Here is a 24,299-nt window from a genome sequence, read left to right as displayed (position 1 = left end):
TAGGAGCCGTGACCCGGCCGAGACGAGAGAGGGATCCCGCCGTGAGCGCACTCTTCGAGCCCTACACCCTGCGGTCCTTGACCATCCCCAACCGCCTCTGGATGGCGCCGATGTGCCAGTACTCCGCCGAAGTCTTCGGGCCGGACGCAGGCGTTCCAAACGACTGGCACTTCTCGCACTACGCGGCACGGGCCACCGGCGGAACCGGGCTGATCCTGGTCGAGGCCACGGCGGTCAGCCCGGAGGGCCGGATCAGCCCCGCCGACCTCGGGATCTGGAACGACGCGCAGCTCGCCGCCTTCCGGCGGATCACCTCCTTCCTCGGGGAGCAGGGCACGGTTCCGGGTATTCAGATCGCCCACGCCGGACGCAAGGCCTCCACGGACCTGCCCTGGCTGGGGGGCGCGCCGGTCGGTGCGGACCGGCACGGCTGGCAGCCGGTGGCGCCGAGCCCGCTGCCGTTCGCCGCGGGACATGCGGTGCCGGACGAGCTGACAACAGATCAGATAACCGAGATCATCGAGCAGTTCGCGGACGCCGCGCGACGGGCGCTGGCAGCCGGCTTCCAGGTCGTCGAGGTGCACGGGGCGCACGGCTATCTGATCGGCGAGTTCCTGTCCCCGCACACCAACCACCGCACCGATGCGTACGGCGGGGGGTACGAGAACCGGACGCGGTTCGCGCTCGAGGTCGTCGACGCGGTGCGATCGGTGTGGCCCGCCGAACTGCCGGTGCTCTTCCGGATCTCGGCCACCGACTGGCTGACGGAGACTCGTCCGACTTCGGAAGCAGGGCCGGACGACCGGGTGGGCTGGACGGTGGACGACACCGTGCGGTTCGCGGCGGACCTGCGGGCGCACGGGGTGGATCTGCTCGACGTCTCCAGCGGGGGCAACGCCCCCGGAGTGCGGATCCCGACCGGCCCCGGCTATCAGGTGCCGTTCGCGGAGCGGGTCAAGGTGGAGACAAGTCTGCCGGTTGCCGCCGTCGGGGAGATCACCGAGCCGCGGCAGGCCGAAAAGATCGTGGCGTCCGGGCGGGCGGATGCCGTGCTCCTGGGCCGTGAGCTGTTGCGGAACCCCTATTTCGCGCGCCAGGCGGCACGCGAGCTGGGCGGTGTGGTCAGCTCCCCGCAGCAGTACCATCGCGCCGCCTGACCTGCTGCGACGGCGCGTCCGGGCGCCGTTGTCAGTGGGTGGGTGCAGACTGGCCCTTGACCTCGACAACGGCGTCCCGGAGGTGGTCGGCGATGGCCGATGTACTGCTCGCGGTAGGCACGCGCAAAGGGCTCTTCGTCGGCAGGCGGCGTGACGGAGCCTGGGAGTTCGACGGCCCGCACTTCAACGCGGAGGCGGTCTACTCCATCGGTATCGACAGGCGCCGGAGTACGCCGCGGCTCCTGGCCGGAGGGACCAACTCGCACTGGGGGCCGTCGGTGTTCCACTCCGACGATCTCGGAAAGACCTGGCTGGAGCCCCAGCAGCCGGCGATCAAGTTCCCGCAGGACACCGGTGCCTCGCTCGAACGGGTCTGGCAGCTGCACCCGGCCGGGCCCGCGGCGCCGGGCGTGGTGTACGCAGGCACCGAACCGGGTGCCCTGTTCCGCTCCGAGGACGACGGCGAGACCTTCGAGCTGGTGCGGGCACTGTGGGAGCACCCGACGCGGAAGGACTGGATGCCGGGCGGCGGCGGGGAGGCCGTGCACACGGTGATCACGGATCCGCGCGACGCCGATGCGGTGACCGTCGCGGTGTCGGCCGCCGGGGTGTACCGCTCTCAGGACGGCGGAGCGAGCTGGGCGCCGTCCAACTCCGGGGTGCAGGCGGTCTTCCTGCCCAACCGGTACCCGGACTTCGGCCAGTGCGTGCACAAGATCGCACAGGACGCGGGAGACCCCGACCGGCTGTATCTGCAGAACCACTGGGGCGTCTACCGCAGCGACGACAGCGGCGCGACCTGGACGTCGATCGGCGAGGGTCTGCCGTCCGACTTCGGCTTCCCCGTGGCCGCCCACCCGCACCGCCCCGATGTCGCCTACGTGTTCCCGCTCAACGCCGACGAGGACCGGGTTCCCGCGGGGCGGCGGTGCCGGGTCTACCGCACGGAGGACGCGGGAGCGAGCTGGCAGGAGCTGCATGCGGGACTGCCCGAGGGCCCGCACTACGGCACGGTGCTGCGGGACGCGCTGTGCGTCGACGACGCTGACCCCGCGGGGGTGTACTTCGGCAACCGCAACGGCGAGCTCTTCGCCAGCGCCGACGACGGGGACAGCTGGCAGCTGATCGCCTCCCACCTGCCGGACGTGCTGTGCGTTCGGACCGCCGTCATCGCCTGAACCGCCGTTCGTCACCGCTGTCATGGGCCGCGATCAGTTGAGGAGAAGGGCCGCTGAGCCAGTAGAGTGACGCTCCGTGGCTGCACGACCGTTGAATGAGATCGTTGAGCCGGGCTGGGCGAAGGCCCTGGAGCCGGTTGCCGAACGGATCGCCGCGATGGGCGACTTCCTGCGTACCGAGATCGCCGCGGGCCGGACCTATCTACCCGCGGGTGCGAATGTGCTGCGTGCGTTCCAGCAGCCGTTCGACGAGGTGCGGGTCCTGATCGTCGGCCAGGATCCTTATCCCACACCGGGGCATGCGGTGGGGCTGAGCTTCTCGGTGGCACCGGAGGTGCGTCCGCTTCCCGGCAGTCTGGAGAACATCTTCCGCGAGCTGCAGAGCGATCTCGGTGTGTCCAGACCGTCCAACGGCAATCTCACGCCGTGGACCCACCAGGGCGTTCTGCTGCTCAACAGGGCGCTCACCACCGCCCCCCGCAAACCCGCGGCGCACCGTGGCAAGGGCTGGGAAGACGTCACCGAGCAGGCCATCCGGGCGCTCGCCGCCCGCGGACGGCCGTTGGTGTCGATCCTGTGGGGCCGGGACGCACGCAACCTCCGCCCGCTGCTCGGCGGTCTGCCCGTCGTCGAGTCCTCCCACCCCTCCCCCATGTCCGCCGACCGCGGCTTCTTCGGCTCGCGCCCCTTCAGCCGGGCCAACGACTTGCTCTCCCGCCAGGGGACCCAGCCCGTGGACTGGCGGCTGCCGTGAGCGCTCCGCCACGGCGAAGCCCTCGCTCGCGGGCTCAGCTGCCCCACGGCAGGTCGATCGGCCGATGCGGCCGGGCAGGTGCTCCGCGATGGCGCCGACGCCCCGGGCACGGTGTCGGCCCCGCAGGCTCATGACGGCCTGGAACGCGCCGCCCACGTGGGTCATCGGCGTCGACTCCGGCGGGTCGGGCGTGCGGGTGGGGCTCGCCCGCGCCGGGGACGTGAAGCCCCTCGACACGGTGGTGTCCCGGGAGCCGGTACGTACCGGCCCGTCCGGGATCGACGCCGGACACCTGCTGGAGCAGGTGCTGCCCGCCGCCCGGGCCCTCCTCGACCGGGTCGGCGCCGCCGAGCCGGCGGCGGTCGCCGTCGGCGCCGCCGGCATGGCCACACTCGGGGAAGATCTGCGAGCCGTACTTCCCGGCGCACTGGCCGAATCCCTCGGCGTGCGGCGGCTGGCCCTCGCCGCCGACGCGGTCACCGCCTACGCGGGCGCACTGGGCCAGCGCCCCGGTGCGGTCGTGGCCGCCGGCACGGGCCTGATCGCGCTCGGCGCGATGCTCAACACACCGGTCGGACCAGGCCGGCGAGGCGGCCGCCTCGGATCACCGGGGGCAGGTCCCGGGACGCCGGGGACAGAGGATGGGAGCGCGGGATACCGCGCTACGGAGCAGGGGCGGGAAGGATCCGATTCCGGGGCTCCCGACGGCGAGTGGCGGCGCGCCGACGGCTGGGGCCACCTCCTCGGCGACTGCGGCTCAGGCGCCTGGATCGGGCGGGCCGGGCTGGAGGCCGCGCTGCGTGCGTACGACGGCCGCGCCAGGGGTTCCACGCCGCTGCTGGCCGCTCTGGAGGCGGTGTTCGGCCCGGCGCCCGGGCTCCCGGAGCAGCTGTATCCCCGCACCGACCGGGCTGCCCTGCTCGCGTCATTCGCCCCGGAGGTCGCCCGGTGCGCCGCCCACGACACCGTCGCGGCGGGCATCCTGGCGGAGGCGGCCCGGTCCATCGCGGAGTCCGCGGCCGCCGTCTGCCCGCCCGGCGAAGGGGGCGAAGTCGCCCTCACCGGCGGCCTGTTGCGGATCGGCGAACCGCTGCTGGCCCCACTCCGCGCCGAGTTGGCGCGACAGCTGCCGTACGCACGCCGCGTCGAGGCGGCCGGTGATTCGCTCGACGGTGCGCTGTGCATCGCCGGTGCCCTCGCGAAGGGGAACCTGGTCCTGCCGGTCGACGGCCGGCTACTGCATCTGCCGTATCAGGATCCGTCGGACACTTGAGGCCGAGGCACTCAACTTTTCAGCGCCCACCAGCCAGGGCGCAGCTCTGAATAAATCGGGACGTAAACCGCACAGCTGCCCCCTCCCCGAACAACCGAGCCGCCCTAGGGGTTACCATGCGACGCCATGAGCCACCCCACAGGGCCCGCGTCCGGCCTGCCCGTTCGAATGCCGCGTCCCCGCCAGCCAGGGCGGCACCGCAGACCGGAGCCGCTGGCTGCTCCCGAGGGGGCGCCCGCGCTCGTTCTCGCCGTGCCCGGCACCCCTGGGGACGGCGCGCGCAGCCTGGCCGAGGAGGTCGTGAGCATCGCGCGCTCCGAGCTGCCCGGCCTCGACGCCCGTATCGGTTACGTGGACGGGGACGGGCAGGAGTTCCCGTCGGTGGAGGCCGTGCTCGCGGCCACCGCCGCCGAGCGTGCCGCCCGCGCCGCACGCGCCGCCGAGCTCGCGGCCCTGGAGTCCGGGGAGACCGAGCCCGTGGCCGCGCCGCAGCCCGACGACGGCCCCGTCGCCGTGGTCGTCCCGCTGCTGGCCGGCCCGGACGCCGCTCTGATGCGCCGGATACGCCAGGCCGTCGCTAACAGCCGCACGGTCGCCGAGCTGACCGATGTACTCGGCCCGCACCCGCTCCTGGCGGAGGCCCTGCACGTACGGCTGTCCGAGGCCGGTCTCGCCCGCGCCGACCGGGCGCGCCTGTTCACCGTGGCGACCGCCGCGGACGGCATCGTCCTGGCGACCGTCGGTGGTGAAGAGGCCGAGCAGGCGGCCGGCATCACCGGCATGCTGCTCTCCGCCCGCCTCGCGGTGCCGGTGCTGGCCGCGGCCCTGGACGTGGACGGCGCGGTCGCCCGCGCCGCCGAGCAGCTGCGTGGCTCCGGCTCGGCGCAGCTGGCGCTCGCCCCGTACCTGATCGGCCCGGAGATCGCCCAGAGCCTGCTGAGGACGGCCGCGGAGGAGGCCGGGTGCGCGGCGGCCGACGCGTTGGGCGCCTACCCCGCGATCGGCAAGCTGGTGCTGGCGAAGTACGCGACGGTCCTCGGCATTGCTCCGCAGCTCACCCTGGGCTCCCCGGTCCGGTGACGGGCCTCTGACCCAGCCCGCCCACTACGGCACGAGGGCCGGTGTCCCGCAGCACGGACACCGGCCCTCGTCGTACCGGCCCACAGCCACCGCGCCAGCCCCAATACGGCACCGGCCGCGGGCCCGTAGCGCTCAAGGCGAGGCGAGCGGGGCGCGCGGATTGCTTCGCAGGGGCGCGGCCAGCCCGGCCAGCGCCGTCTCCAGACCGTGAAGATGGGCCAGGGCCCGCTCGACGCCGGGGTGGTGCGGGTGCGGCTCGGCCGCCGGGACTGAGGTGAGGGCCGTACGGTGCTCGGCCGGCGCCACCAGGGCCTCCACTGCGGCCGCCACCCGGAGGCAGGCGGCGGTCAGCCGGGCGTCGTGCGAAGCGTCCGGGTCGGCCGCCACCTCGGCCAGGCCTCGCATCTCCCGGGCACAGTCGTCGAGCAGCTCCAGGACCCGCCGCGCGCGGGCCTTGCGTGCCTTCAGGGGGTTGAGCGGGTGCACGAGAGGGGCCAGGGAGGTGCGTACCCGTCCGAGTAGCAGCTCCAGTTCGGCGACGCGCTGCACGGGGTCGGACGCCTCGTCGCCGGCCAGCCGCCGGGCCGCCTCCGCGGTGCACTGCCGTACGCACAGCAGCGCGCGCTGGATCCAGGCGTCGGTCGCCGCATGCGTGGTGATCGGCAGCACGGCGGCGACAGAGAGCGCGGCGGCGAGTGCCCCGACCACCGTCTCCTCGAAGCGCAGGGCGAGCAGGCCGGGGTGCAGCACACCGAGGAGCCCGTAGAGCAGCCCGGCCATGACGGTCACGAAGAACATCATCCAGCTGTACGAGGGTGCGGCGGTGTAGAAGATCCCGAAGACGCAGACGGCCACCAGGGCGGCGGTCGGCCCCGGAACCCCGTGCAGCGGTACGGCGACCACCAGCCCCGCCGCGATACCCGCCACGGTGCCCACCACCCGGCGGAAGCCGCGGATCAGGGTCTCACCCCGCGAGGCCGTGTTGACGAAGATCCACCAGGCCGTGCCGACGGCCCAGTACCAGCGCTCGTCGGAGAGGCCCTGACCGATGGCGAGCGCCAGCGCACAGGCGAGGGTGCACTGGAACGCCTGCCGCGTGGTGGGGCGGGCGAGTCCGCGTCCGCCGAGTGGCGCCGGCGCCGCGGGCGGCGGGGTCCGCCGCTCGATGCACCAGACGCCGAAGCGCATGGCGGACGAGGCGCCGAGCGCCATCAGCACGGCCGCGCACAGCTCGGGCAGCCGACCCGGGGCCGGCTGGAGGAACTGCGCGGCGAAGAACATCATGAACGCGAAGACCCCCAGCGCATGACCGCGTGGCCCGAAGCGCCGGGCGTAGACCCCGCCGAAGACGACGGCGAGGAACGCCGCATCGCGCAGTTCGGGACTGCCGTGCAGCGCGGTGGCCAGCGCCAGCACGGGGAGGCCGACGGCGGGGAGCAGGATGGTGGTGACCGCCTGCCGCCGCACGGTCGGATCGCCGACGACGAAGAGCGCCAGCAGGGCGGCCAGGCCGCCGATGATCGAGGCCGGAAGCGAAAGGCCGCAGAGCTCGGCTGTCCCGACGGCGAGGCCGACACCGACTACGGCGCGCAGCGACGTACGCAGCCGCAGCAGCCCCGGGTCCGGAGCCACGAACATCCTCTTCACCGCGGTTCTCCCGCCCCTTACACCCACTCGGACATGACAAAGCGCTGCGGTGTACGGAATCGGCTTCCTCGCCGTCCGACGCGCAGCGTGGGGCAACACCATCTATGGCCCCAGGAAAGCATCCGCTGCATCGATGGCTCAACTCGCGAGGAATGAACTGGGCCATCGGTACAGTTATGGGCACGGAAGCGCGACCGGAAGGGGGCCGATGGCCCATGGCGGACGTGGATGCGCTCGACGCACGGATCCTGCGACTGCTGCTGGAGCAGCCCGGCACGAGCATGCGCGAGTGCGCCCGGGTCCTCGGCATCGCCCGTGGCACCCTGCAGGCGCGGCTCGACCGGCTGGAGCGGACCGGGGTCATCACCGGCTCGGGTCCCCGGCTCTCCCCGGCCGCGCTCGGCCACCCGGTGCTCGCCTTCGTGCACATCGAGGTCACCCAGGGGCATCTCGACGACGTGGGGGACGCACTCGCGGAGCTTCCGGAGATCATCGAGGCGTTCTCCATCACCGGCGGCGGAGATCTGATGACCCGGGTCGTCGCTCGCGACAACGTCCATCTCGAGGACGTCATCCAGCGGCTGATCCAGCTGCCGGGCGTGGTGCGGACCCGTACCGAGGTGGCGCTCCGCGAGCGCGTCCCGCATCGGATGCTGCCGCTGGTCGCAGAGGTCGGCCGGGCTTCCGCCCGTACTCGGTGACCCCGGCCGGTGCCCTTCGGCTGCGCCTCCTCGGCATTCAGCAGGGCGGCGGTGCGGACGCGTTCGCCGCCGACACCGCTTGCGCGGGACCGCCCAGATGCGCTGAGCCGCCGTCACCTGCCGTAATCTCCCGGTGCGGGCGGCGTAATCATGAGCGCCGGCCATGCGAAAACCTAAGGAAACGGAGTGTAGATGACCACAGGGGGTAGACCGGTGCGCCGGTGGGGGGTGGCGGTCGTCGGCTCGGCGGCCGCCGTGTCGGTTCTGGTGCCGACAGGCACCGCGCAGGCCGCCGGCGGCCCGTCGGGGATCACCGCCAAGGGCGCGTTTCTGCTCGACAGCGGTCCCAACAAGCAGTTGTGGAGCAAGAGCCCCGACACGCAGCGGCAGATGGCCAGCACCACCAAGATCATGACCGCGGTCGTGGTGCTGGACACCCGGGGCGTGAATCTGGACCGGAAGGTCACCGTCAAGCAGGGGTACCGGGACTACGTGACCCGGAACGGCGCGAGCACGGCGGACCTGCGCACGGGCGACAAGCTGAGCGTGCGACAGCTGCTCTACGGGCTGATGCTGCCGTCGGGATGCGACGCCGCGTACGCGCTGGCCGACACCTTCGGAACGGGCAGCACGATGGCCGCCCGCACCAAATCGTTCATCGCGAAGATGAACAAGAGGGCCGATCAACTGGGCATGTCGAAGACGGACTTCGACTCGTTCGACGGCATATCACAGAGCGGCCGGAACCGTTCGACGCCTCGCGACCTGGCGAAGCTGGCGCGGCACGCCCTGAAGAGCGCCACCTTCGGCACGGTCGTCAAGGCGGCGAGCACCAAGCAGAAGGCGACCAACGGCCGCACCTACACCTGGTACAACACGAACAAGCTGCTGGGCTCGTACCGCGGCGCGATCGGCATCAAGACCGGGACCGGTACGGTCGCGGGACCGTGCTTGGTGTTCGCCGCCAAGCGAGGCGGCCGTGCGATCGCCGGGGTCGTCCTGAACGACTCCAACCGGTACACGGACGCCAAGAAGATGCTCGACTGGGCGTACGGCACCAAATCGTCGATGAAGCTGCGCACGCTGCCGCAGGGCGCGCAGCGCGACTGACGCGCGGTTCGCGTGAGGTGCTCTCCGGCCGGACAGCACCTAGCCCAGGAAGGACAGTCGCACCTGGCGGTCCGCGTTGTCGCGGTTCGTGTCCACGAGGCATACGGACTGCCAGGTGCCGAGCTCCAGCCGTCCGCCGATGACGGGCAGCGTCGCGTGCGGGGCGACGATCGCGGGGAGCACGTGATCCCGGCCGTGGCCGGGGCTGCCGTGGCGGTGCTGCCAGCGGTCGTCGGCGGGGAGCAGCGAGTGCAGCGCGGCCAGCAGATCATGATCGCTGCCGGCACCGGTTTCGATCAGGGCGACGCCCGCCGTCGCGTGCGGCACAAAGACATTGAGCAGCCCGTCGCGGCCGCCGGCCGCCTCGCGCAGGAACTCCGCGCAGATCGCCGTCAGATCGTGCACCGTCTCGGAGGAGCCCGTGACGACATCGATCATGCGCGTGGTGAAGGCCTCGGACATGCCACCATCCTCCCCCAGGTACGGGGACCACGCGTCCAGGTTTCGAGCACCATGGTCCGTCCTCTCGGACGCCGTGGCCGACGTGCGGGGCCCTGCGAGGCGGGCCGGAAGATTCCGGCACCCCGGTCGAGGTCGTAGTCGCAGGCGCTGGCCACCCGCGCGCTGATCAACGCCACGGGCACCTGGGACCGCCCGTTCTGGCCCCGCTACCCGGGCCAGGAGACCGTTCTCGGGCGGCGGCACCTCGGCCGTACAGCATCTGATGGAGATCGCGGAGGTGGCGGCGGAGACCACGTGGGTGACACGGCGCCCTCCGGTGTTCCGGGTGGGGCCCGGGTGCGGCCGAAGCCGGTGGGCGGACGGCCGCACGGTGGTGGCCGACACCATCCTGTGGGCCACGGGGTTCCGGGCCGCCATCCACCACCTGGCGCCGCTGCGCCTGCGCGAGCCGGGCGGCGGCATCCGGGTCGAGGGGACGCGCGCGGTGCGCGATCCTCGGGTTCACCTGGTCGGCTACGGGCCGTCGGCCAGCACCGTCGGGGCCAACCGGTTCGGCCGCACCGCCGTACGCGAGATCCGGGCGCAGCTCAGGCGCGGCGGACACGCCCCGCGTCCGGCCGCCGAGCCCGCCGCGTGACGCCGTCCTCCCGTCCAGGGGCTTCCGCGCGTCGCGGGCGGCATCGCACGCACCACCGGGCACAGGTCCGCGGTCCGAAGGCCTCAGGCAGGCGGGGCGGACTCAGGGCGCGGCGGCCGCGGGAGTGAGTGCCGCGTCACGGCGGACGAGCCCCGCGTACCGCCCGTTCAGAGCGATCAGTTCGTCATGGGTGCCCCGCTCGGCCACCCGTCCGCCGTCGAGCACGACGATCTCGCCGGCGTCCCGGATGGTGGACAGCCGGTGGGCGATGGTGATCGTGGTTCGGCCCGCGGACAACGCGTCGATGGCCTGCTGCACGGCCTGCTCGGTACGGGTGTCGAGCGCGCTGGTCGCCTCGTCCAGCACCAGGACCGGCGGGTCTCGCAGGATGGTGCGGGCGAGGGCGAGGCGCTGTTTCTCGCCACCGGAGAAGCGGTAGCCGCGCTCGCCGACGAGGGTGTCGTACCCATCGGGAAGGGCCGCGATGTGGTCGTGGATCTGCGCGGCTCTGGCCGCCGCCTCGATCTCCTCGTCCGTCGCATCCGGCTTGGCGAACCGCAGGTTGTCGGCGACGGACGCGTGGAAGAGGTAGGTCTCCTGGGAGACGACGCCGACCGCCCGGGAGAGGGTGGCGAAGTCGAGTTCGCGGACATCGACACCGTCCAGGCGCACATGACCGCCCGTCACGTCGTACAGGCGCGGCACCAGGTAGCCCAGGGTGCTCTTGCCGGAGCCGGTGGGCCCGACGACGGCGAGACTCCCGCCGGGCGGGACGATGAGATCGATACCGCTCAACGTCGGTGCGCCGTCCGGGTCGTACGCGAAGTGGACGGCCTCGAAGCGCACGTCGCCCCGGACCTCGGGCAGCCGGACCGGGGTGGCGGGCTCGGTGATGTCGACCGGGAGATCGAGGTACTCGAAAATGCGGTGGAAGAGCGCGAGCGAAGTCTGAATCTGCACACCCGTGGACAGCAGGCTCACGGTGGGCCGGAAGAGGCCCTGCTGCAGGGAGACGAAGGCGACGAGCGTGCCGATGGAGACCGCCGGGCCGCCCAACTGCAGCGAGACGCCCGCCGCCCAGTAGATGACGGCAGGCATGGCGGCCATGACGATCCCTATGATCGCCATCCGCCAGCGCCCGGCCATGTTGGCCCGGACCTCCAGCCCGACCAGGCGCTCGGACTCCTCGGCGAAGCCTTTGGTCAGCGAGTCGGCGCGGCCCATGGTGCGGCCGAGGAGGATGCCACTGACGGACAGCGACTCGGTGACCATCGCCGCCATCGCGGCCATCTGCTTCTGCCGCTGCGACGTGATCCTCTTGCGCTCCCGGCCCACCCGGCGGCTGATCCAGACGAACAGCGGCAGCAGCAGGAGCGAGACCACCGTCAGGCGCCAGTCGAGGGCGACCATCGCGACCAGGGTGGCGACCACGCTGGTGAGATTGGAAACCAGCGAGGTGGCGGTGGAGGTCACCGTGGCCTGCATGCCCCCGATGTCGTTGGCGATGCGGGACTGCACCTCTCCGGTGCGGGTGCGGGTGAAGAAGGCCAGCGGCATCCGCTGCAGCTGCGCGTAGACGGCGGTGCGCAGATCGTGCATCACGCGCTGCCCGACGGTCGTGGAGATCAGCGTCTGCAGCACGCCGAAGACGCTGCCCACGACCGCGGACACGATCATGCCGAGGGCGAGCAGGCTCAGCAGGCCGGTACGCCGCTCGGGGATGGCCGTGTCGAGGACCTCGCGCAGCATGAACGGTGAGGCCACGGTGACCAGCGAGGACGCGGCCACCAGCAGTCCGACCAGGGCGAGCCGGCCGCGGTAGGGGCGGAAGAGCCGGAGGATGCGCCGCACTTGCGCGGGTTGCTCCGGATCCGCGGGCGGTGGGGTCCATTCGGGTTCGTCGTGGCGCATGTGCTCCTTCGTGGACGTCGGCGAACGATGACGGAAGGAGCATACGGTGACGTATCCGTTCGCACCCGTCTGTACCCGCACCGGATGTCCGCCCGGTGCGGAAGGTCATCGGCGCAGGTGCGCCTCGTCGCCCATGACGACGACCGGGTGCCGGGCCGGGTCGAGATCCCGCAGCAGGTACGTCATCCCGGACTTGGGGAGGCTGACGCAGCCGGAGGTGCCGCTGCCGTGGTCGAGGTGCAACCAGATGCCGCCGCCCTTGGACTGTCCCTGGGGCCGGGTCGGGTCGACCGGTGAGGTGCCCCTGACCCGGTTGTAGTCGACGGCGATGACGTAGTCGAAGTCATGGCGATGGGACGGGGGCCAGTGGCCGGGGGTCGTGAAGGCCGGCGACTGGTCGTAGGGCAGTCCGGCACCGGGGTCCGGGTCGGGCAGCAGCCCGCCCGCGTCGGAGAGGGTGAACACGCCGACGGGGCTGCGCTTGTCACCTTCACGGTGGTCCGTGGTCCAGCCGCGCTTGCCGTTGTGCCCGGCCCAACTGGCCGTACGGTCCCAGGTGCTGCCCTGCTTGGTCCAGAGCACGACGGTGGATTCGGCCGAATCCGCGCCCCGGCCGTACACGGCGACGACCTGCCGGGCGTCCTGCGGAATCCGTGACCGGAGTCGGTCGCCCACGCCCGGGATCCGCTCGAGTCCGGAGGTGGGCGAGGCTCCGGGCGCCCGGGCGCGCTGGTCGTCCTTCGCCCCGCCGCTGGTGTGACCCGTGCCGCCATCCGTGCCGGCGCAGCCTGCGAGGAGCGCGATGCCGGCCGCGACCACGACCGCCGGCCACGTGATGCCCGATCTGTGCATGAGCCCATGGTCCCACCCGGGTGGGCCGGGGACGATCCGCGACCGTCGGCACGAGCTGGGAAAAATCGTTTGATTCGGCCCCTCTTGGAGCGCGAACCTTGCACGGCTTCACCGACCAGCCCGACAAGACTGTGGCCACACAACCCCCTGGGACGTCATGCAGATTCGCGATCTTCCGTATCCCGAACCCGGCGTCCCGGACGTACGGTCCGGCCCCCGGTTCCTGATGTGGCTGGGCTGCCGGCAGCTGGGCGGACAGGTCAAGGCCCTGCTGTGGGGCAGCCTGCACATGTCCGCCGTCGCCCTGCTGCCGGCGGCCATCGGCCTTGCCGTGGATGCCGTCGTCGATCCCGCTGGGCCCGGCGGCCCGGGCGGGTCCGGTGTCCGGCTGGCGCTCGCCGGCGGCCTCATCGCCGTCCTCGGCGGGCTGATCGCGCTCAGCGACACCATGCTGCACCGCGCCGCCGTGACCAACTGGATCAGCGCGGTGACCCGGGTGCAGCAGCTGCTCGCCCGCAAGGCGGCGGAGATGGGGGCCGTGCTGACCCGGCGCGTCGCCGCGGGCGAGATCACCGCCGTGTCGACGGGCGACGTGGAGAAGATCGGCTGGTTCGTCGAAGCGCTCTCCCGCTTCACCGCGGCCGCTCTCACCACCGTGGCGGTGTGCGGGGCCCTCCTGGTCTACCGGCCCGAACTGGGCGTAGTCGTGGCGGTCGGCGTGCCGGTCCTCGCGCTGGCCGTCATGCCGCTGCTGCCGAACGCCACCCGCCGGGCCGACGAGCAGCGGGAGAAGGCGGGCCGGGCCACCGAGCTGGCCTCGGACACGGTCGCCGGGCTGCGTGTGCTGCGCGGTATCGGCGGCGAGGAGCTGTTCCTCGGTCGCTATCGGCGCGCGTCCCAGGAGGTACGCCGGGCCGCCGTGCGGAGCGCCCGCATGTGGGCGCTGATCAGCGCCGTGCAGGTGCTTCTGCCGGGGCTGCTGCTCATCGTCGTGGTCCTCTACGGCGCCCGGCTGGCGCTTGACAGCCGGATCTCCGTCGGCGAACTGGTCACGGTGTACGGGGCGGTCACCTTCCTGCTCTTCCCGCTGCAGCTCTTCGAGGAGATCGCCATGGCGTACTCCTTCTCCCGCCCGTCGGCGAAACGCGCGGCCCGGGTCCTCGGGCTGCGCCGCACCGCGCAGGTGGCCGGGCGGCCGACCACGGCACAGCTGACGGGTGATCTCTACGACCCGGTCAGCGGGTTGCTGGCCCCGGAAGGCCGGCTGACGGTCGTGGTGTGCGGCGATCCGGACGCGGCGGGCCGGCTCGCCGACCGCCTCGGCGGTCATGCGGTTCACCAGGCGGACGACCAGCCTTCCCCAGCTATTGCCGGGAAGTGTCCCCTGCCGTCCGCCCTGCTCGGCGAGGTGGCCCTGGACGAGCTGCCGTTGGCGGTCGCCCGCTCCGCAGTGCTGGTCCAGGACAAGGACCCGGTGCTGCTCTCTGGGACCCTGGCCGAGCTGCTGGACGTCCCGTCCTCGGGTGCGGTGTCGGCGGCCGATGCCCTGGCGGCGGCGCAGTGCGGTGACGTGCTGGACGCGCTGGCACTCGCCGCGCCGGACACGGCCACTCACCGTACGGAGCGGGGCGACCCGATGCGGACCAGGATCACCGAGCGCGGACGGTCGCTCTCCGGCGGCCAGCGGCAGCGGCTGGCGCTGGCCCGCTCCCTGGTCGCCGACCCCGAGGTGCTGGTGCTCGACGAGCCCACGAGCGCCGTCGACTCGCACACCGAGGCCCGGATCGCGGAGGGGCTGCGACGCATCCGCGCGGGGCGGACGACCGTGGTGTTCGCCTCGAGTCCGCTCCTGCTGGACCGCGCGGAGCGCGTGGTGTTCGTGCCCGAGGGCGAGGTGGCGGCGGTGGGCCTGCACCGCGAACTGCTGCGGGACCACACCGGTTACCGGGAGGTCGTCACTCGGGAGACGGAGGAGGAGCGGCGCAAGCGGATCGCCGGGCAGGCGGAACCGTCGACGAGGGACAGCCTCGAAGCGATGGACGACGGGCTGGACGAGATGGAGGAGTCGGCATGATCGGCGTGGCACCTCCGGCGCACGACCCCGCGGCGCCGGAGACAGCGGCCACCCTGCCGGTGGGCTCACCCGCGACCGTACGGGCGTACGTGGGCGAGCTGCTGCGTCGGCACCGCCGTTCGTTCGCCGTGCTGGTGACGGTGAACGCGGTCGCCGTGATCGCCTCCATGGTGGGTCCGTACCTCCTGGGCGGCCTGGTGGAGGACCTGGCGGACGGGGCCCGCGACCTCCATCTGGAGCGGACCGTGGCGCTGTTCGCGGTGGCGGTCGCGGTGCAGACGGTCTTCGTACGACTGGTGCGGCTGCGCGGCGCGATGCTCGGCGAGCGGATGCTCGCGGACCTGCGCGAGGACTTCCTCGTACGCTCCGTGGGCCTGCCGCCGGGGGTACTGGAGCGGGCCGGTACGGGCGACCTGCTGTCCAGGATCACCACCGACATCGACCGGTTGGCGAACGCGATGCGCGAGGCCGTACCGGAGTTGGCCATCGGCGTGGTGTGGGCCGCGCTGCTGCTGGGCGCGCTGGCCGTGACCGCGCCGCCGCTGGTGCTCGCCACGCTGGTCGCCCTGCCGGTCCTGCTGATCGGCTGCCGCTGGTACTTCCGCCGGGCTCCCGGCGCGTACCGGTCGGAGGCGGCAGGCTACGCGGCGGTGGCCTCGGTGCTGACCGAGACCGTGGACGCCGGGCGGACCGTCGAGACGCACCGCCTCGGCGGCCGGCGCGTCGCCCTGTCGGAGCGGCGGATCCGGGAGTGGACCGCATGGGAGCGCTACACGCTGTGGCTGCGCTCGGTCCTCTTCCCGGTCATCAACGTCACGTACATGCTGATCCTCGGCTCGGTGCTGATGATCGGTGGAACTTTCGTCCTGCAGGGCTGGATGACGGTCGGGCAGCTGACCACGGGGGCCCTGCTCGCCCAGATGCTGATCGAGCCGGTGGGCCTGATCCTGCGCTGGTACGACGAGTTACAGGGGGCCCAGGTGTCCCTGGCCCGGCTGGTGGGTGTCCGGGAGGTCGAGAGCGGTGCCCCGGACACCGGCATCTCGCCCGACGGCCGGCACGTCAAGGCGGACGACGTCCGCTTCGGCTACCTCGCGGGCAGCGATGTGCTGCACGGGGTGTCGCTCGACGTACGGCCGGGGACCCGGCTGGCCCTGGTGGGCCCGTCCGGTGCGGGCAAGTCCACCCTGGGTCGGCTGCTGGCCGGGATCTACGCGGCGCGGGCGGGTGAGGTCACCCTCGGCGGCGCGGAGTTGGCACGGATGCCCGCGGAGCGAGTACGCGAACACGTGGCGCTGGTCAACCAGGAGCACCACGTCTTCGTGGGGTCGCTGCGGGACAATCTGCTGCTGGCGCGGACGGATGCGCAGGACGCCGAGCTGTGGGCGGCGCTCGCCGCGGTGGACGCGGGAGGCTGGGCGCGGGCGCTGGAGGACGGCCTGGACACGGAGGTCGGTTCGGGTGGTCTCGCGCTCACCCCGGCACAGGCGCAGCAGATCGCGCTGGCCCGGCTGGTGCTCGCCGACCCGCACACGCTGGTACTCGACGAGGCGACGTCGCTGCTCGACCCGCGGGCGGCCCGACACCTCGAGCGGTCGCTCGGGCGGGTGCTGGACGGCCGTACGGTCGTGGCCATCGCACACCGGCTGCACACCGCGCACGACGCGGATGTGATCGCGGTGGTGGAGGGCGGGCGGATCAGCGAGCTGGGCAGTCATGACGCGCTGGTCGCGGCGGACGGTGCGTACGCCGCGCTCTGGCGCTCCTGGCACGGCTAGTGCCGCGTTGTGGGCATGCGTTCCTCCCCGCTGGGGGAAGAACGCATGCCCAACCGTCTTACCTCCGCTTGAGCACAGCGATCGAACCGAGGGCGATCACCGCGAGAACGATGATGTAGCCCGAGACGGACATCGATGTGCCCGTGCTCTCAAGGAGCAGCACCATCATGAAGGGCGCGAGTCCGCCGCCGAGCACGGCGGCGATCTGGTAGCCCAGTGAGGCTCCGGTGTAGCGCATCTCCGCCGTGAACAGCTCGGCGAACAGGGCTGCCTGCGGGCCGTACATGATGCTGAGGAACAGGCTCCCGACGAAGGTGCCCACCGCGAGCCCGAGGAGTGAGCCGCTGTCGATGAGCAGGAAGAGCGGAACCGCCCACAGCAACAGGCCCACGGCACCGATCTCGTAGACCCTGATCCTGCCGAACTTGTCGGACAGCGCCGCCGCGGCCGGGATCGTCAGCAGCTGGAAGCAGCTGACGAGCAGGGAGATGGTGAGGACGGAGCCGCGGTCCATGCCCAGTTCGCGGGTGGTGTAGTCGAGGACTCCGGTGATGAGGATGTAGAAGGTCGCGGTGTTGACGGCGAACGAGCCCCCCGCGAGGAGCACCGTCCCCCGGTGGTCGCGGAGGATCTCGCGCAGCGGGGACCGGTCGCCCTGCTCTGCCTTCTCCTCGGCCGCGAGGCGCCGTTCGGCCGCCCGGAACTCCGGTGTCTCCTCGACGCGGGTGTGGATGTACCAGGCGAGGGCCAGGACCAGGACGCCGACCAGGAAGGGCAGCCGCCAGCCCCACGAGGTGAAGGCCCCGCCCGGGGCCACGCTCTCGGCAAGGAGGAAGGCGACGTTGGCGGTGACGACGCCGATGGGGACGCCGAGCTGGACCAGGCTGCCGTACAGCCCGCGCTTGCCGGGTGGGGCGTACTCGGTGGCCATGAGCATCGCACCGCCCCACTGCGCACCCACGGCGATGCCTTGCAGGACGCGTAGGACGACCAGCAGGACGGGCGCAAGGATGCCGATCGTCTCGTACGACGGCAGAAGACCGATCGCGGTGGTGGCCAATCCCATGATCGTCAGTGCGAGGACGAGCATGGGCTTGCGTCCGCGCTTGTCACCCAGGTGACCCGCGATGACACCGCCGACGGGCCGGGCGAGGAAGCCGACGGCGAACGTGGCGAACGCGGCCAGGACGCCCGCGACCGGGCTGGCGGAGGGAAAGAACTGGTCGCCCAGGACCAGGGCTGCTGCGATGCCGAAGATGAAGTAGTCGTACCACTCCACGGCAGCGGCGAGTGCTGCCGCGCCGGCGGTGCGTCGTCGGTGCGAGGCGTCGGTGGGGGTCTCGGCTGATCTGACAGAAGGGGTGGTGTCCATGGTGCCGCCCTTCGCAGGGGACGTGGAGACGGATGAAGGTGTCGGCGCCGACATGGGGGGCTGGGACCCGGGTGAAGCGCGAACGTACCGACCGGGTGGTATGGCGTCAACGGTTTGCACCGAACTCACCGTCCTACTGGTCGGTATGCCGACGGCCGGGGCGACGTCGGCCCCGGCCGACTCTTCTCTTCGGCCGTACGGCAATGCGCGGTGGGGCTCAGATGACGCCGAGCGCCCCCAGGCTGCCCACCCCGCCGAGCAGCAGGAAGACGGGCATGAGGACCTTCAGTTCGACCCAGCTGCCCGCCTTGAAGCGCATCACCTTCGGCGGACCGAGCGGGTACCAGCGCTTCCGGCCGATCGGGATCGGCCACAGGATCGGACAGCCGGAGACGGTCAGAGCGTCACCGATGTCGTGCACGACCGCACCGAGGACGACGGGCAGGCCGAGCCACAGGTACTCCTGGCCGGGCGCGGAGAACAGCCAGTCGGAGCCATGGCCCGGCTTGTTCAGAATGTCGGCGAGGATCCAGGCGCTGGTGGCGCCGAGAAGCCAGACGAGAATGTCGCTGCTCGACCCGCGGGCGGCCCGCCACAGCAGTCCCTCGACGGCGAGCACCATGTGCACGAAGAGGATCGCCAGCACGGCCCAGCGGCCGCCCACCATCGCCAGTGCCGAGGTCCCGGCGCCGACCGCGACGGCCCACACCCAGGTGTGCGTGAGCGTGCGGTGCCCGCCGGAGCGCCGCGGATCACCCTGCATCTTCGTCGCTTTGTAGACGGCGTACGACAGCTTGTCGATCACCTCGCACAGGCCACGGGACAAGGGTCCGAAGGCGCGCGATATGGTCGCCGACTTGTGGTCGAGGTCGGGGGCGAGCGCCGCTCCCGCACAGATCAGGGCGCCGACGACGAGCACCGGCCAGGGCATCGGGCGATCGGCCGCGGCAACCGCCGCGCCCACCCCCAGCCAGGCCGCCGCCCCGGACAGCGAGTGCGCCGGTCCCATCATGGTCGTTCCCCACCCCTTTTGCTGTTGTGCGTTCCTGTTGTTCTTCTGCTGTTGTGCTGGTGCGGTTGTCCTGCCGCACCCTCGGCGCACGAGCTGACGCCCCGTCGGCGGCACAGCGTATCGCTCCGTGATCTTCGGGCGAACGCCCGGTTCCCGGATCCGGTACGAAGGCAGGCAGTATGGAGGGCGTGACCACCCTTATTGATCATCTGCCGGACGACGCCGACCCCGACGCCCTCTTCGAAGCGTTCTCGACCTGGGCCGAGGAGCGAGGCATCTCCCTCTATCCCGCCCAGGAGGAGGCGCTGATCGAGGTGGTCTCCGGGGCGAATGTGATCCTTTCCACGCCCACGGGCTCGGGGAAGAGCCTGGTCGCCGCGGGCGCGCACTTCACCGCCCTGGCGAGCGACCAGGTGACCTTCTACACCGCTCCCATCAAGGCTCTGGTGTCGGAGAAGTTCTTCGACCTGTGCAAGTTCTTCGGCACCGAGAACGTGGGCATGCTGACCGGTGACGCGTCGGTCAACGCGGACGCGCCGGTGATCTGCTGCACGGCTGAGGTGCTGGCATCCATCGCGCTGCGGGACGGCAAGGACGCCGACATCGGCCAGGTCGTGATGGACGAGTTCCACTTCTACGCGGAGCCGGACCGGGGCTGGGCCTGGCAGATCCCGCTGCTGGAACTGCCCCAGGCGCAGTTCATCCTGATGTCCGCGACGCTGGGCGATATGAAGCGGTTCGAGGAGGACCTCACCCGGCGAACCGGCCGCCCCACCGCGGTCGTACGGTCGGCGACCCGGCCGGTGCCGCTGTCGTACGAGTATCGGATGACGCCGCTCACCGAGACGCTGACCGAGCTGCTCGAGACCCACCAGGCGCCGGTCTATATCGTCCACTTCACCCAGGCGGCGGCGGTGGAGCGGGCCCAGGCGCTGATGAGCATCAACATGTGCACGCGCCAGGAGAAGGACGAGATCGCAGCGCTGATCGGCAACTTCCGCTTCACCACCAAGTTCGGGCGGAATCTGTCGCGTTACGTACGGCACGGGATCGGCGTGCACCACGCGGGGATGCTGCCGAAGTATCGACGGCTGGTCGAACGGCTGGCACAGGCCGGTCTGCTGAAGGTCATCTGTGGCACCGACACCCTCGGCGTGGGAGTCAACGTGCCGATTCGCACCGTCCTGTTCACGGCGCTGACGAAGTACGACGGCAACCGAGTGCGAACGCTGCGCGCCCGGGAGTTCCACCAGATCGCGGGCCGCGCCGGACGCGCCGGCTTCGACACCGCGGGCCTCGTCGTCGCCCAGGCGCCGGAGCATGTGATCGAGAACGAGAAGTCGCTCGCCAAGGCGGGCGACGACCCGAAGAAGCGCCGCAAGGTGGTGCGGAAGAAGGCCCCCGAGGGCTTCGTCAACTGGGGCCAGAACACCTTCGAGAAGCTGATCGCCTCCGACCCCGAGCCGCTGACCTCCCGCTTCCGCGTCACCCACGCCATGCTGCTGTCGGTGATCGCCCGCCCGGGCAACGCCTTCGACGCGATGCGACGCCTGCTGGAGGACAACCACGAGGACCGGCGCTCGCAGCTGCGGCACATTCGCCGGGCCATCGCGATCCACCGGTCGTTGCTGGACGGCGGGGTCGTGGAGCGGCTGGACGATCCCGACGCGGAGGGCCGGATCGTACGGCTGACGGTGGATCTGCAGCAGGACTTTGCGCTCAACCAGCCGTTGTCCACCTTCGCGTTGGCGGCTTTCGAGCTGCTGGACCCGGAGTCGCCGTCGTACGCCCTGGACATGGTGTCGGTGGTGGAATCCACGCTGGACGATCCCCGCCAGATCCTGGCCGCGCAGCAGAACAAGGCGCGGGGCGAGGCCGTTCAGCAGATGAAGGCGGACGGCCTCGACTACGACCAGCGCATGGAGCTGCTGCAGGACGTCTCCTATCCCAAGCCGCTGGAAGAGCTGCTGTCCCACGCCTACGGCGTCTACCGCAAGAGCCACCCGTGGGTCGGCGACCACCCCCTCTCCCCGAAGTCGATCGTCCGCGACATGTACGAGCGGGCCATGACCTTCACCGAGTTCACCTCCTTCTACGAACTCGCCCGCACCGAAGGCATTGTGCTGCGCTACCTCGCGAACGCGTACAAGGCCCTGGAGCACACCGTCCCCGACGATCTGAAGTCCGATGACTTCCAGGATCTGATCGCCTGGCTCGGGGAGATGGTCCGTCAGGTCGACTCCAGCCTGCTGGACGAGTGGGAGCAGCTGGCCAACCCGGAGGAGGAGTCGGCCGAAGAAGCACAGGAGCGCGCCGACCAGGTGAAGCCGGTCACCTCGAACGCCCGCGCCTTCCGGGTACTGGTGCGGAACGCGATGTTCCGGCGGGTGGAGCTCGCCGCTCTCGACAAGGTCGAGGAGCTGGGCGACATGGATGCCGAGTCCGGCTGGGACGCGGACGCCTGGGCGGAGGCGATGGACGCGTACTGGGACGAGTACGACGACCTGGGGACCGGCCCCGACGCCCGTGGCCCCAAGCTGCTGCTGATCGAGGAGCAGCCGGAGCACGGGCTGTGGAAGGTCCGGCAGACCTTCGCCGACCCGAACGGCGACCACGACTGGGGCATCAGTGCCGAGGTCGACCTCGCGGCGTCCGACGAGGAGGCCCGCGCAGTCGTCCGCGTCACGTCGGTGGGACAGCTGTAGCGCCGGCGTCGGCAGCGCCCCTTCGGATCTCCTACCTCGGGCTGCTCTAGTCTTTCGCCGCGGTGGTACGACCCGAGGAGCACTGATGACCAACCCAGCCGGCCGGCTCGTCGACCTGCTCGACCTGGAACAGATCGAGGTCAACATCTTTCGCGGCCGCAGCCCCGACGAGTCACTTCAGCGGGTGTTCGGCGGCCAGGTCGCCGGGCAGGCGCTGGTGGCCGCGGGGCGGACCACGGACGGGCAGCGCCCGGTGCACTCCTTGCATGCCTACTTCCTCCGTCCCGGCAGGCCCGGCGTGCCGATCGTGTATCAGGTGGAGCGGGTGCGTGACGGTCGGTCCTTCACCACGCGCCGGGTGGTCGCGGTGCAGCAGGGTCGCACCATCTTCAATCTGACGGCCTCCTTCCATCAGCCGGAGTCGGGCATCGAGCACCAGCTGCCCATGCCCGAGGTCCCCGGGCCGGAGCAGCTGCCGCCGCTGGCCGACGAGATCCGCGAGCACCTGAAGGTGCTGCCCGAGCGGCTGGAGCGGATGTCCCGACGGCAGCCGTTCGACATCCGGTACGTGGAGCGGCTGCGCTGGTCCAGAGAAGAGCTCGCAGGGGTCGAGCCGCGCAGCGCCGTGTGGATGAGGGCAGTAGGACCGCTCGGCGACGACCCACTCGTCCACACCTGCGCGCTCACCTACGCGAGCGACATGATGCTGCTCGACGCGGTCCGTGTCCCCGTCGAGCCGCTCTGGGGGTCACGGGGATTCGACATCGCGTCCCTGGACCATGCGATGTGGTTCCACCGCCCGTTCCGCGCCGACGAGTGGTTCCTCTACGACCAGGAGTCCCCCATCGCCACGGGCGGCCGCGGCCTGGCCCGGGGCCGCATCTACAACCGCGAGGGGCAGCTGATCGTCTCGGTCGTCCAGGAGGGGTTGTTCCGGAAGCTGGGCAGCTGACCTGGTCTTCTACCGATGCCACTCGGGCGGTGTGCCCCCACCACAACGGCCGCACCGAGGGCGTCAACGCGCGAACCAAGAGGATCATGAGGCAGATGCACGGCCGAGCCGGGTTCGCCCTGCTCCGCCATCGCATCCTCCTCCAGTGATCACCACACAGCGCTCACCACCGATTACGGGACAGAGCCGAACGTTTTACAGTCACACACCCGATCGTCAGACCGGTGTTGGGTTCTGGTTTGTCGGCACGGGACTGCCTAAGGGCTGTCCCGTGCCGAGGCACGCCGTCATGGTTGGGTCAATGCGGCGGTGAGCACCGGGACGTAGAAGGTGATACCGGCGAGGTTCGGATGTGTGCCGGTGCCGCCGGTTCCGGGGTAGCCGTTGACCAGGCCGTTGAAGGTGTACGCCACCCGGTGGCTGTTGATGCGGGTGTCCAGGGCCGTGTCGTTGAAGACGTCCGCGACCGTGACACCCCACTTGGTGCAGATCTGCAGCGTCACCGAACGGATCGCGAGCTGGGTGTTCCAGTCGCGGGAGCCGAGCTTGTGCACGGCGACGTACACGATCCGCGCGGCCGGCCATTTGGTGCGCATGGTGTGGAGGGTGGTCTCCAGGGAGCCCGCGTAGGTGGACCTGTCGAAGGTGGCGGGGTCGAAGCCGGGCGCCATGCTGCCGACCCTGTACCGGCCCTCGTAGATGAGCCCGGCGTCATTGGTGCCGCCGTTGAACGCCACGTAGTCAGGCGACTGCGAGGACGCGCCCCGCACCTGCGAGAGGATCTGGCCCGTACCGCCGGCGGGGCCGATCGTCGCGCCGTTCACGGCGTACTTGGTCAGGTTCATGAGCTCGCGTTCGGCCGTGAGGTTCACGAAGCTGCGCGAGTAGTTGTGGCCGTAGACGATGCTGTCGCCGAACGCGTACATCCTCTTGCCCTGCAACTGCCCGTTCGCCGCGTTCGCCGGCGCGGTGAGGCGGACGTTGTCGATGGACTGCACGCCGGTTCCGTAGTAGTTGCAGGCGACGAACTTGGCGAGGTTCCTGCCGGTGATGCTCGCCGTGCCGGAGGTCATGACCCTCGCGGCGGTTTCCCTGGTGCTGATCAGGTACTGCACCCGCTGCAGTGTGAAGTCGAGGTGCAGGTTCACCGTGTACCACTTGGTGCGATCGTAGGCGATCTTGGTCCAGGTCGGGTTGAGCGAGTCAGGGGCGGACGCCGAGTTGGACACGGGGCCGGTCACGCCGTACCGGAGCTCGGTGGTGGTGCCGGCGAGCGAGAACACGAGATTGCCTTGGCTGTCACGCAGTTCGATGCCCGTCTTGTTCCCGTTGGTGGCGACCGCCGTCTTCCAGTCGAAGGTCAGGTCAAGAGTCCGTTCCGCTGCGACGGCCGCGTCGAACGTCTTGACCGAGGTGGTGTAGTTGCGCATCCCGCTGGTGACGTTCAGGACTCCGTTGCCCACCGCGGCTCCGGTGGGGAAACCGAAGTTCGCCGGGGACGTCTGCGCGCTGAACATCTCGTCGATGAGGACACCGGCTGCGGCGCGGGCGGTGGGGGCGATGAGGGCGAGGGCTGCCGCGGCAACAGCCGCGGCAGCCCGGTGCCAGAAGACTCTCCGGATTCGCATGTCGGTTTCCTGGTTG

The 24,299-nt window shown here is 71.1% G+C and carries 18 protein-coding genes and 1 pseudogene; 12 read left to right on the top strand and 7 right to left on the bottom strand.

The genetic code is table 11. The features are described from left to right. Positions 1–41: 41 nt before the first annotated feature. The 5 genes from ACTWQI_RS11835 (at position 42) to ACTWQI_RS11815 (ending at position 5,442) form a co-directional block, all read left to right on the top strand. Entirely contained in the window at positions 42–1,157 is a 1,116-nt protein-coding gene (locus ACTWQI_RS11835) for an NADH:flavin oxidoreductase/NADH oxidase (RefSeq protein ID WP_443269773.1), read from the top strand. A gap of 92 nt (positions 1,158–1,249) precedes the next feature. Then, entirely contained in the window at positions 1,250–2,335 is a 1,086-nt protein-coding gene (locus ACTWQI_RS11830; protein ID WP_443269772.1) for a WD40/YVTN/BNR-like repeat-containing protein, read from the top strand. A 76-nt stretch (positions 2,336–2,411) separates the two neighbouring features. Continuing rightward, the gene (locus ACTWQI_RS11825) at positions 2,412–3,089 is read left to right on the top strand and encodes a uracil-DNA glycosylase (RefSeq protein ID WP_443269771.1); all 678 of its coding nucleotides are present in this window, start codon (positions 2,412–2,414) and stop codon (positions 3,087–3,089) included. Positions 3,090–3,219: 130 nt separating this feature from the next. Continuing rightward, positions 3,220–4,362: an N-acetylglucosamine kinase gene (locus tag ACTWQI_RS11820; protein WP_443269770.1), complete on the top strand. Its 1,143-nt coding sequence runs from the start codon at positions 3,220–3,222 to the stop codon at positions 4,360–4,362. Between the two features lie 126 nt (positions 4,363–4,488). Beyond that, positions 4,489–5,442, top strand: coding sequence for a sirohydrochlorin chelatase (locus tag ACTWQI_RS11815; protein WP_443269769.1), 954 nt, complete (start codon positions 4,489–4,491; stop codon positions 5,440–5,442). 132 nt (positions 5,443–5,574) lie between these two features. Here the strand turns inward: ACTWQI_RS11815 and ACTWQI_RS11810 are convergent, their stop codons facing one another. Further along, on the bottom strand, positions 5,575–7,080 hold the full coding sequence (locus ACTWQI_RS11810; RefSeq protein WP_443269917.1) for an FUSC family protein: 1,506 nt from the start codon (positions 7,078–7,080) through the stop codon (positions 5,575–5,577). A gap of 224 nt (positions 7,081–7,304) precedes the next feature. Between ACTWQI_RS11810 and ACTWQI_RS11805 the strand changes: the two genes are divergently transcribed. After that, positions 7,305–7,790, top strand: coding sequence for an Lrp/AsnC family transcriptional regulator (locus tag ACTWQI_RS11805; RefSeq protein WP_443269768.1), 486 nt, complete (start codon positions 7,305–7,307; stop codon positions 7,788–7,790). A gap of 192 nt (positions 7,791–7,982) precedes the next feature. After that, a complete protein-coding gene (locus ACTWQI_RS11800) occupies positions 7,983–8,900 on the top strand; it encodes a D-alanyl-D-alanine carboxypeptidase family protein (RefSeq protein ID WP_443269767.1) in 918 nt (305 codons plus the stop codon). A gap of 39 nt (positions 8,901–8,939) precedes the next feature. Here ACTWQI_RS11800 and ACTWQI_RS11795 read toward each other — a convergent pair whose 3' ends face one another. Continuing rightward, entirely contained in the window at positions 8,940–9,362 is a 423-nt protein-coding gene (locus tag ACTWQI_RS11795; RefSeq protein ID WP_443269766.1) for a secondary thiamine-phosphate synthase enzyme YjbQ, read from the bottom strand. 150 nt (positions 9,363–9,512) lie between these two features. On the opposite strand from ACTWQI_RS11795, the pseudogene ACTWQI_RS11790 reads away from it, so the two are divergent. After that, a pseudogene (locus tag ACTWQI_RS11790) lies at positions 9,513–9,999 on the top strand (pyridine nucleotide-disulfide oxidoreductase); the annotation flags it as partial. Between the two features lie 102 nt (positions 10,000–10,101). Here ACTWQI_RS11790 and ACTWQI_RS11785 read toward each other — a convergent pair. Together ACTWQI_RS11785 and ACTWQI_RS11780 are read right to left on the bottom strand one after the other, a co-directional pair. Further along, positions 10,102–11,910, bottom strand: a complete 1,809-nt coding sequence (locus tag ACTWQI_RS11785; protein WP_443269765.1) for an ABC transporter ATP-binding protein — start codon at positions 11,908–11,910, stop codon at positions 10,102–10,104. Positions 11,911–12,015: 105 nt separating this feature from the next. Then, positions 12,016–12,762, bottom strand: a complete 747-nt coding sequence (locus ACTWQI_RS11780) for a L,D-transpeptidase family protein (RefSeq protein ID WP_443269764.1) — start codon at positions 12,760–12,762, stop codon at positions 12,016–12,018. A gap of 157 nt (positions 12,763–12,919) precedes the next feature. Here ACTWQI_RS11780 and ACTWQI_RS11775 point away from each other — a divergent pair, with 157 nt between their 5' ends. Both ACTWQI_RS11775 and ACTWQI_RS11770 read left to right on the top strand, forming a co-directional pair. Then, positions 12,920–14,836 (top strand): ABC transporter transmembrane domain-containing protein, encoded by a 1,917-nt coding sequence (locus ACTWQI_RS11775; RefSeq protein WP_443269763.1) that lies wholly within the window; start codon positions 12,920–12,922, stop codon positions 14,834–14,836. Further along, positions 14,833–16,614, top strand: a complete 1,782-nt coding sequence (locus tag ACTWQI_RS11770) for an ABC transporter ATP-binding protein (RefSeq protein ID WP_443269762.1) — start codon at positions 14,833–14,835, stop codon at positions 16,612–16,614. Before ACTWQI_RS11775 ends, ACTWQI_RS11770 begins: the two co-directional genes overlap by 4 nt. 58 nt (positions 16,615–16,672) lie before the next feature. Here the strand turns inward: ACTWQI_RS11770 and ACTWQI_RS11765 are convergent, their stop codons facing one another. Continuing rightward, positions 16,673–17,986 (bottom strand): MFS transporter, encoded by a 1,314-nt coding sequence (locus ACTWQI_RS11765; RefSeq protein WP_443269761.1) that lies wholly within the window; start codon positions 17,984–17,986, stop codon positions 16,673–16,675. Between the two features lie 217 nt (positions 17,987–18,203). Then, positions 18,204–18,998, bottom strand: coding sequence for a metal-dependent hydrolase (locus tag ACTWQI_RS11760; protein ID WP_443269760.1), 795 nt, complete (start codon positions 18,996–18,998; stop codon positions 18,204–18,206). A 179-nt stretch (positions 18,999–19,177) separates the two neighbouring features. Between ACTWQI_RS11760 and ACTWQI_RS11755 the strand changes: the two genes are divergently transcribed. Further along, positions 19,178–21,703, top strand: coding sequence for a DEAD/DEAH box helicase (locus tag ACTWQI_RS11755; RefSeq protein ID WP_443269759.1), 2,526 nt, complete (start codon positions 19,178–19,180; stop codon positions 21,701–21,703). Positions 21,704–21,788: 85 nt separating this feature from the next. Continuing rightward, complete coding sequence (gene tesB / locus ACTWQI_RS11750) at positions 21,789–22,655, top strand: acyl-CoA thioesterase II (protein ID WP_443269758.1); 867 nt, start codon at positions 21,789–21,791, stop codon at positions 22,653–22,655. Positions 22,656–22,942: 287 nt separating this feature from the next. Here tesB and ACTWQI_RS11745 read toward each other — a convergent pair whose 3' ends face one another. Continuing rightward, complete coding sequence (locus ACTWQI_RS11745) at positions 22,943–24,283, bottom strand: SGNH/GDSL hydrolase family protein (RefSeq protein ID WP_443269757.1); 1,341 nt, start codon at positions 24,281–24,283, stop codon at positions 22,943–22,945. Between the last annotated feature and the right edge of the window lie 16 nt (positions 24,284–24,299).

This window comes from Streptomyces sp. KR80 (assembly GCF_052245555.1).
Lineage (GTDB): Bacteria > Actinomycetota > Actinomycetes > Streptomycetales > Streptomycetaceae > Streptomyces.
Note: the sequence above shows the minus strand (reverse complement) of the source record. Positions and strands in the feature narration are given on the sequence as shown.

What these genes read in the sequence shown, in the direction of transcription:
- ACTWQI_RS11810 (WP_443269917.1), bottom strand. Translation starts at nt 7,080, where the DNA reads ATGTTCGTGGCTCCGGACCCGGGGCTGCTGCGGCTGCGTACGTCGCTG.
- ACTWQI_RS11800 (WP_443269767.1), top strand. Translation starts at nt 7,983, where the DNA reads ATGACCACAGGGGGTAGACCGGTGCGCCGGTGGGGGGTGGCGGTCGTC.
- ACTWQI_RS11775 (WP_443269763.1), top strand. Translation starts at nt 12,920, where the DNA reads ATGCAGATTCGCGATCTTCCGTATCCCGAACCCGGCGTCCCGGACGTA.
- ACTWQI_RS11770 (WP_443269762.1), top strand. Translation starts at nt 14,833, where the DNA reads ATGATCGGCGTGGCACCTCCGGCGCACGACCCCGCGGCGCCGGAGACA.
- ACTWQI_RS11755 (WP_443269759.1), top strand. Translation starts at nt 19,178, where the DNA reads ATGGAGGGCGTGACCACCCTTATTGATCATCTGCCGGACGACGCCGAC.
- ACTWQI_RS11780 (WP_443269764.1), bottom strand. Translation starts at nt 12,762, where the DNA reads ATGCACAGATCGGGCATCACGTGGCCGGCGGTCGTGGTCGCGGCCGGC.
- ACTWQI_RS11815 (WP_443269769.1), top strand. Translation starts at nt 4,489, where the DNA reads ATGAGCCACCCCACAGGGCCCGCGTCCGGCCTGCCCGTTCGAATGCCG.
- ACTWQI_RS11805 (WP_443269768.1), top strand. Translation starts at nt 7,305, where the DNA reads ATGGCGGACGTGGATGCGCTCGACGCACGGATCCTGCGACTGCTGCTG.
- ACTWQI_RS11820 (WP_443269770.1), top strand. Translation starts at nt 3,220, where the DNA reads ATGACGGCCTGGAACGCGCCGCCCACGTGGGTCATCGGCGTCGACTCC.
- ACTWQI_RS11765 (WP_443269761.1), bottom strand. Translation starts at nt 17,986, where the DNA reads ATGGACACCACCCCTTCTGTCAGATCAGCCGAGACCCCCACCGACGCC.
- ACTWQI_RS11830 (WP_443269772.1), top strand. Translation starts at nt 1,250, where the DNA reads ATGGCCGATGTACTGCTCGCGGTAGGCACGCGCAAAGGGCTCTTCGTC.
- ACTWQI_RS11795 (WP_443269766.1), bottom strand. Translation starts at nt 9,362, where the DNA reads ATGTCCGAGGCCTTCACCACGCGCATGATCGATGTCGTCACGGGCTCC.
- tesB (WP_443269758.1), top strand. Translation starts at nt 21,789, where the DNA reads ATGACCAACCCAGCCGGCCGGCTCGTCGACCTGCTCGACCTGGAACAG.
- ACTWQI_RS11785 (WP_443269765.1), bottom strand. Translation starts at nt 11,910, where the DNA reads ATGCGCCACGACGAACCCGAATGGACCCCACCGCCCGCGGATCCGGAG.
- ACTWQI_RS11745 (WP_443269757.1), bottom strand. Translation starts at nt 24,283, where the DNA reads ATGCGAATCCGGAGAGTCTTCTGGCACCGGGCTGCCGCGGCTGTTGCC.
- ACTWQI_RS11760 (WP_443269760.1), bottom strand. Translation starts at nt 18,998, where the DNA reads ATGATGGGACCGGCGCACTCGCTGTCCGGGGCGGCGGCCTGGCTGGGG.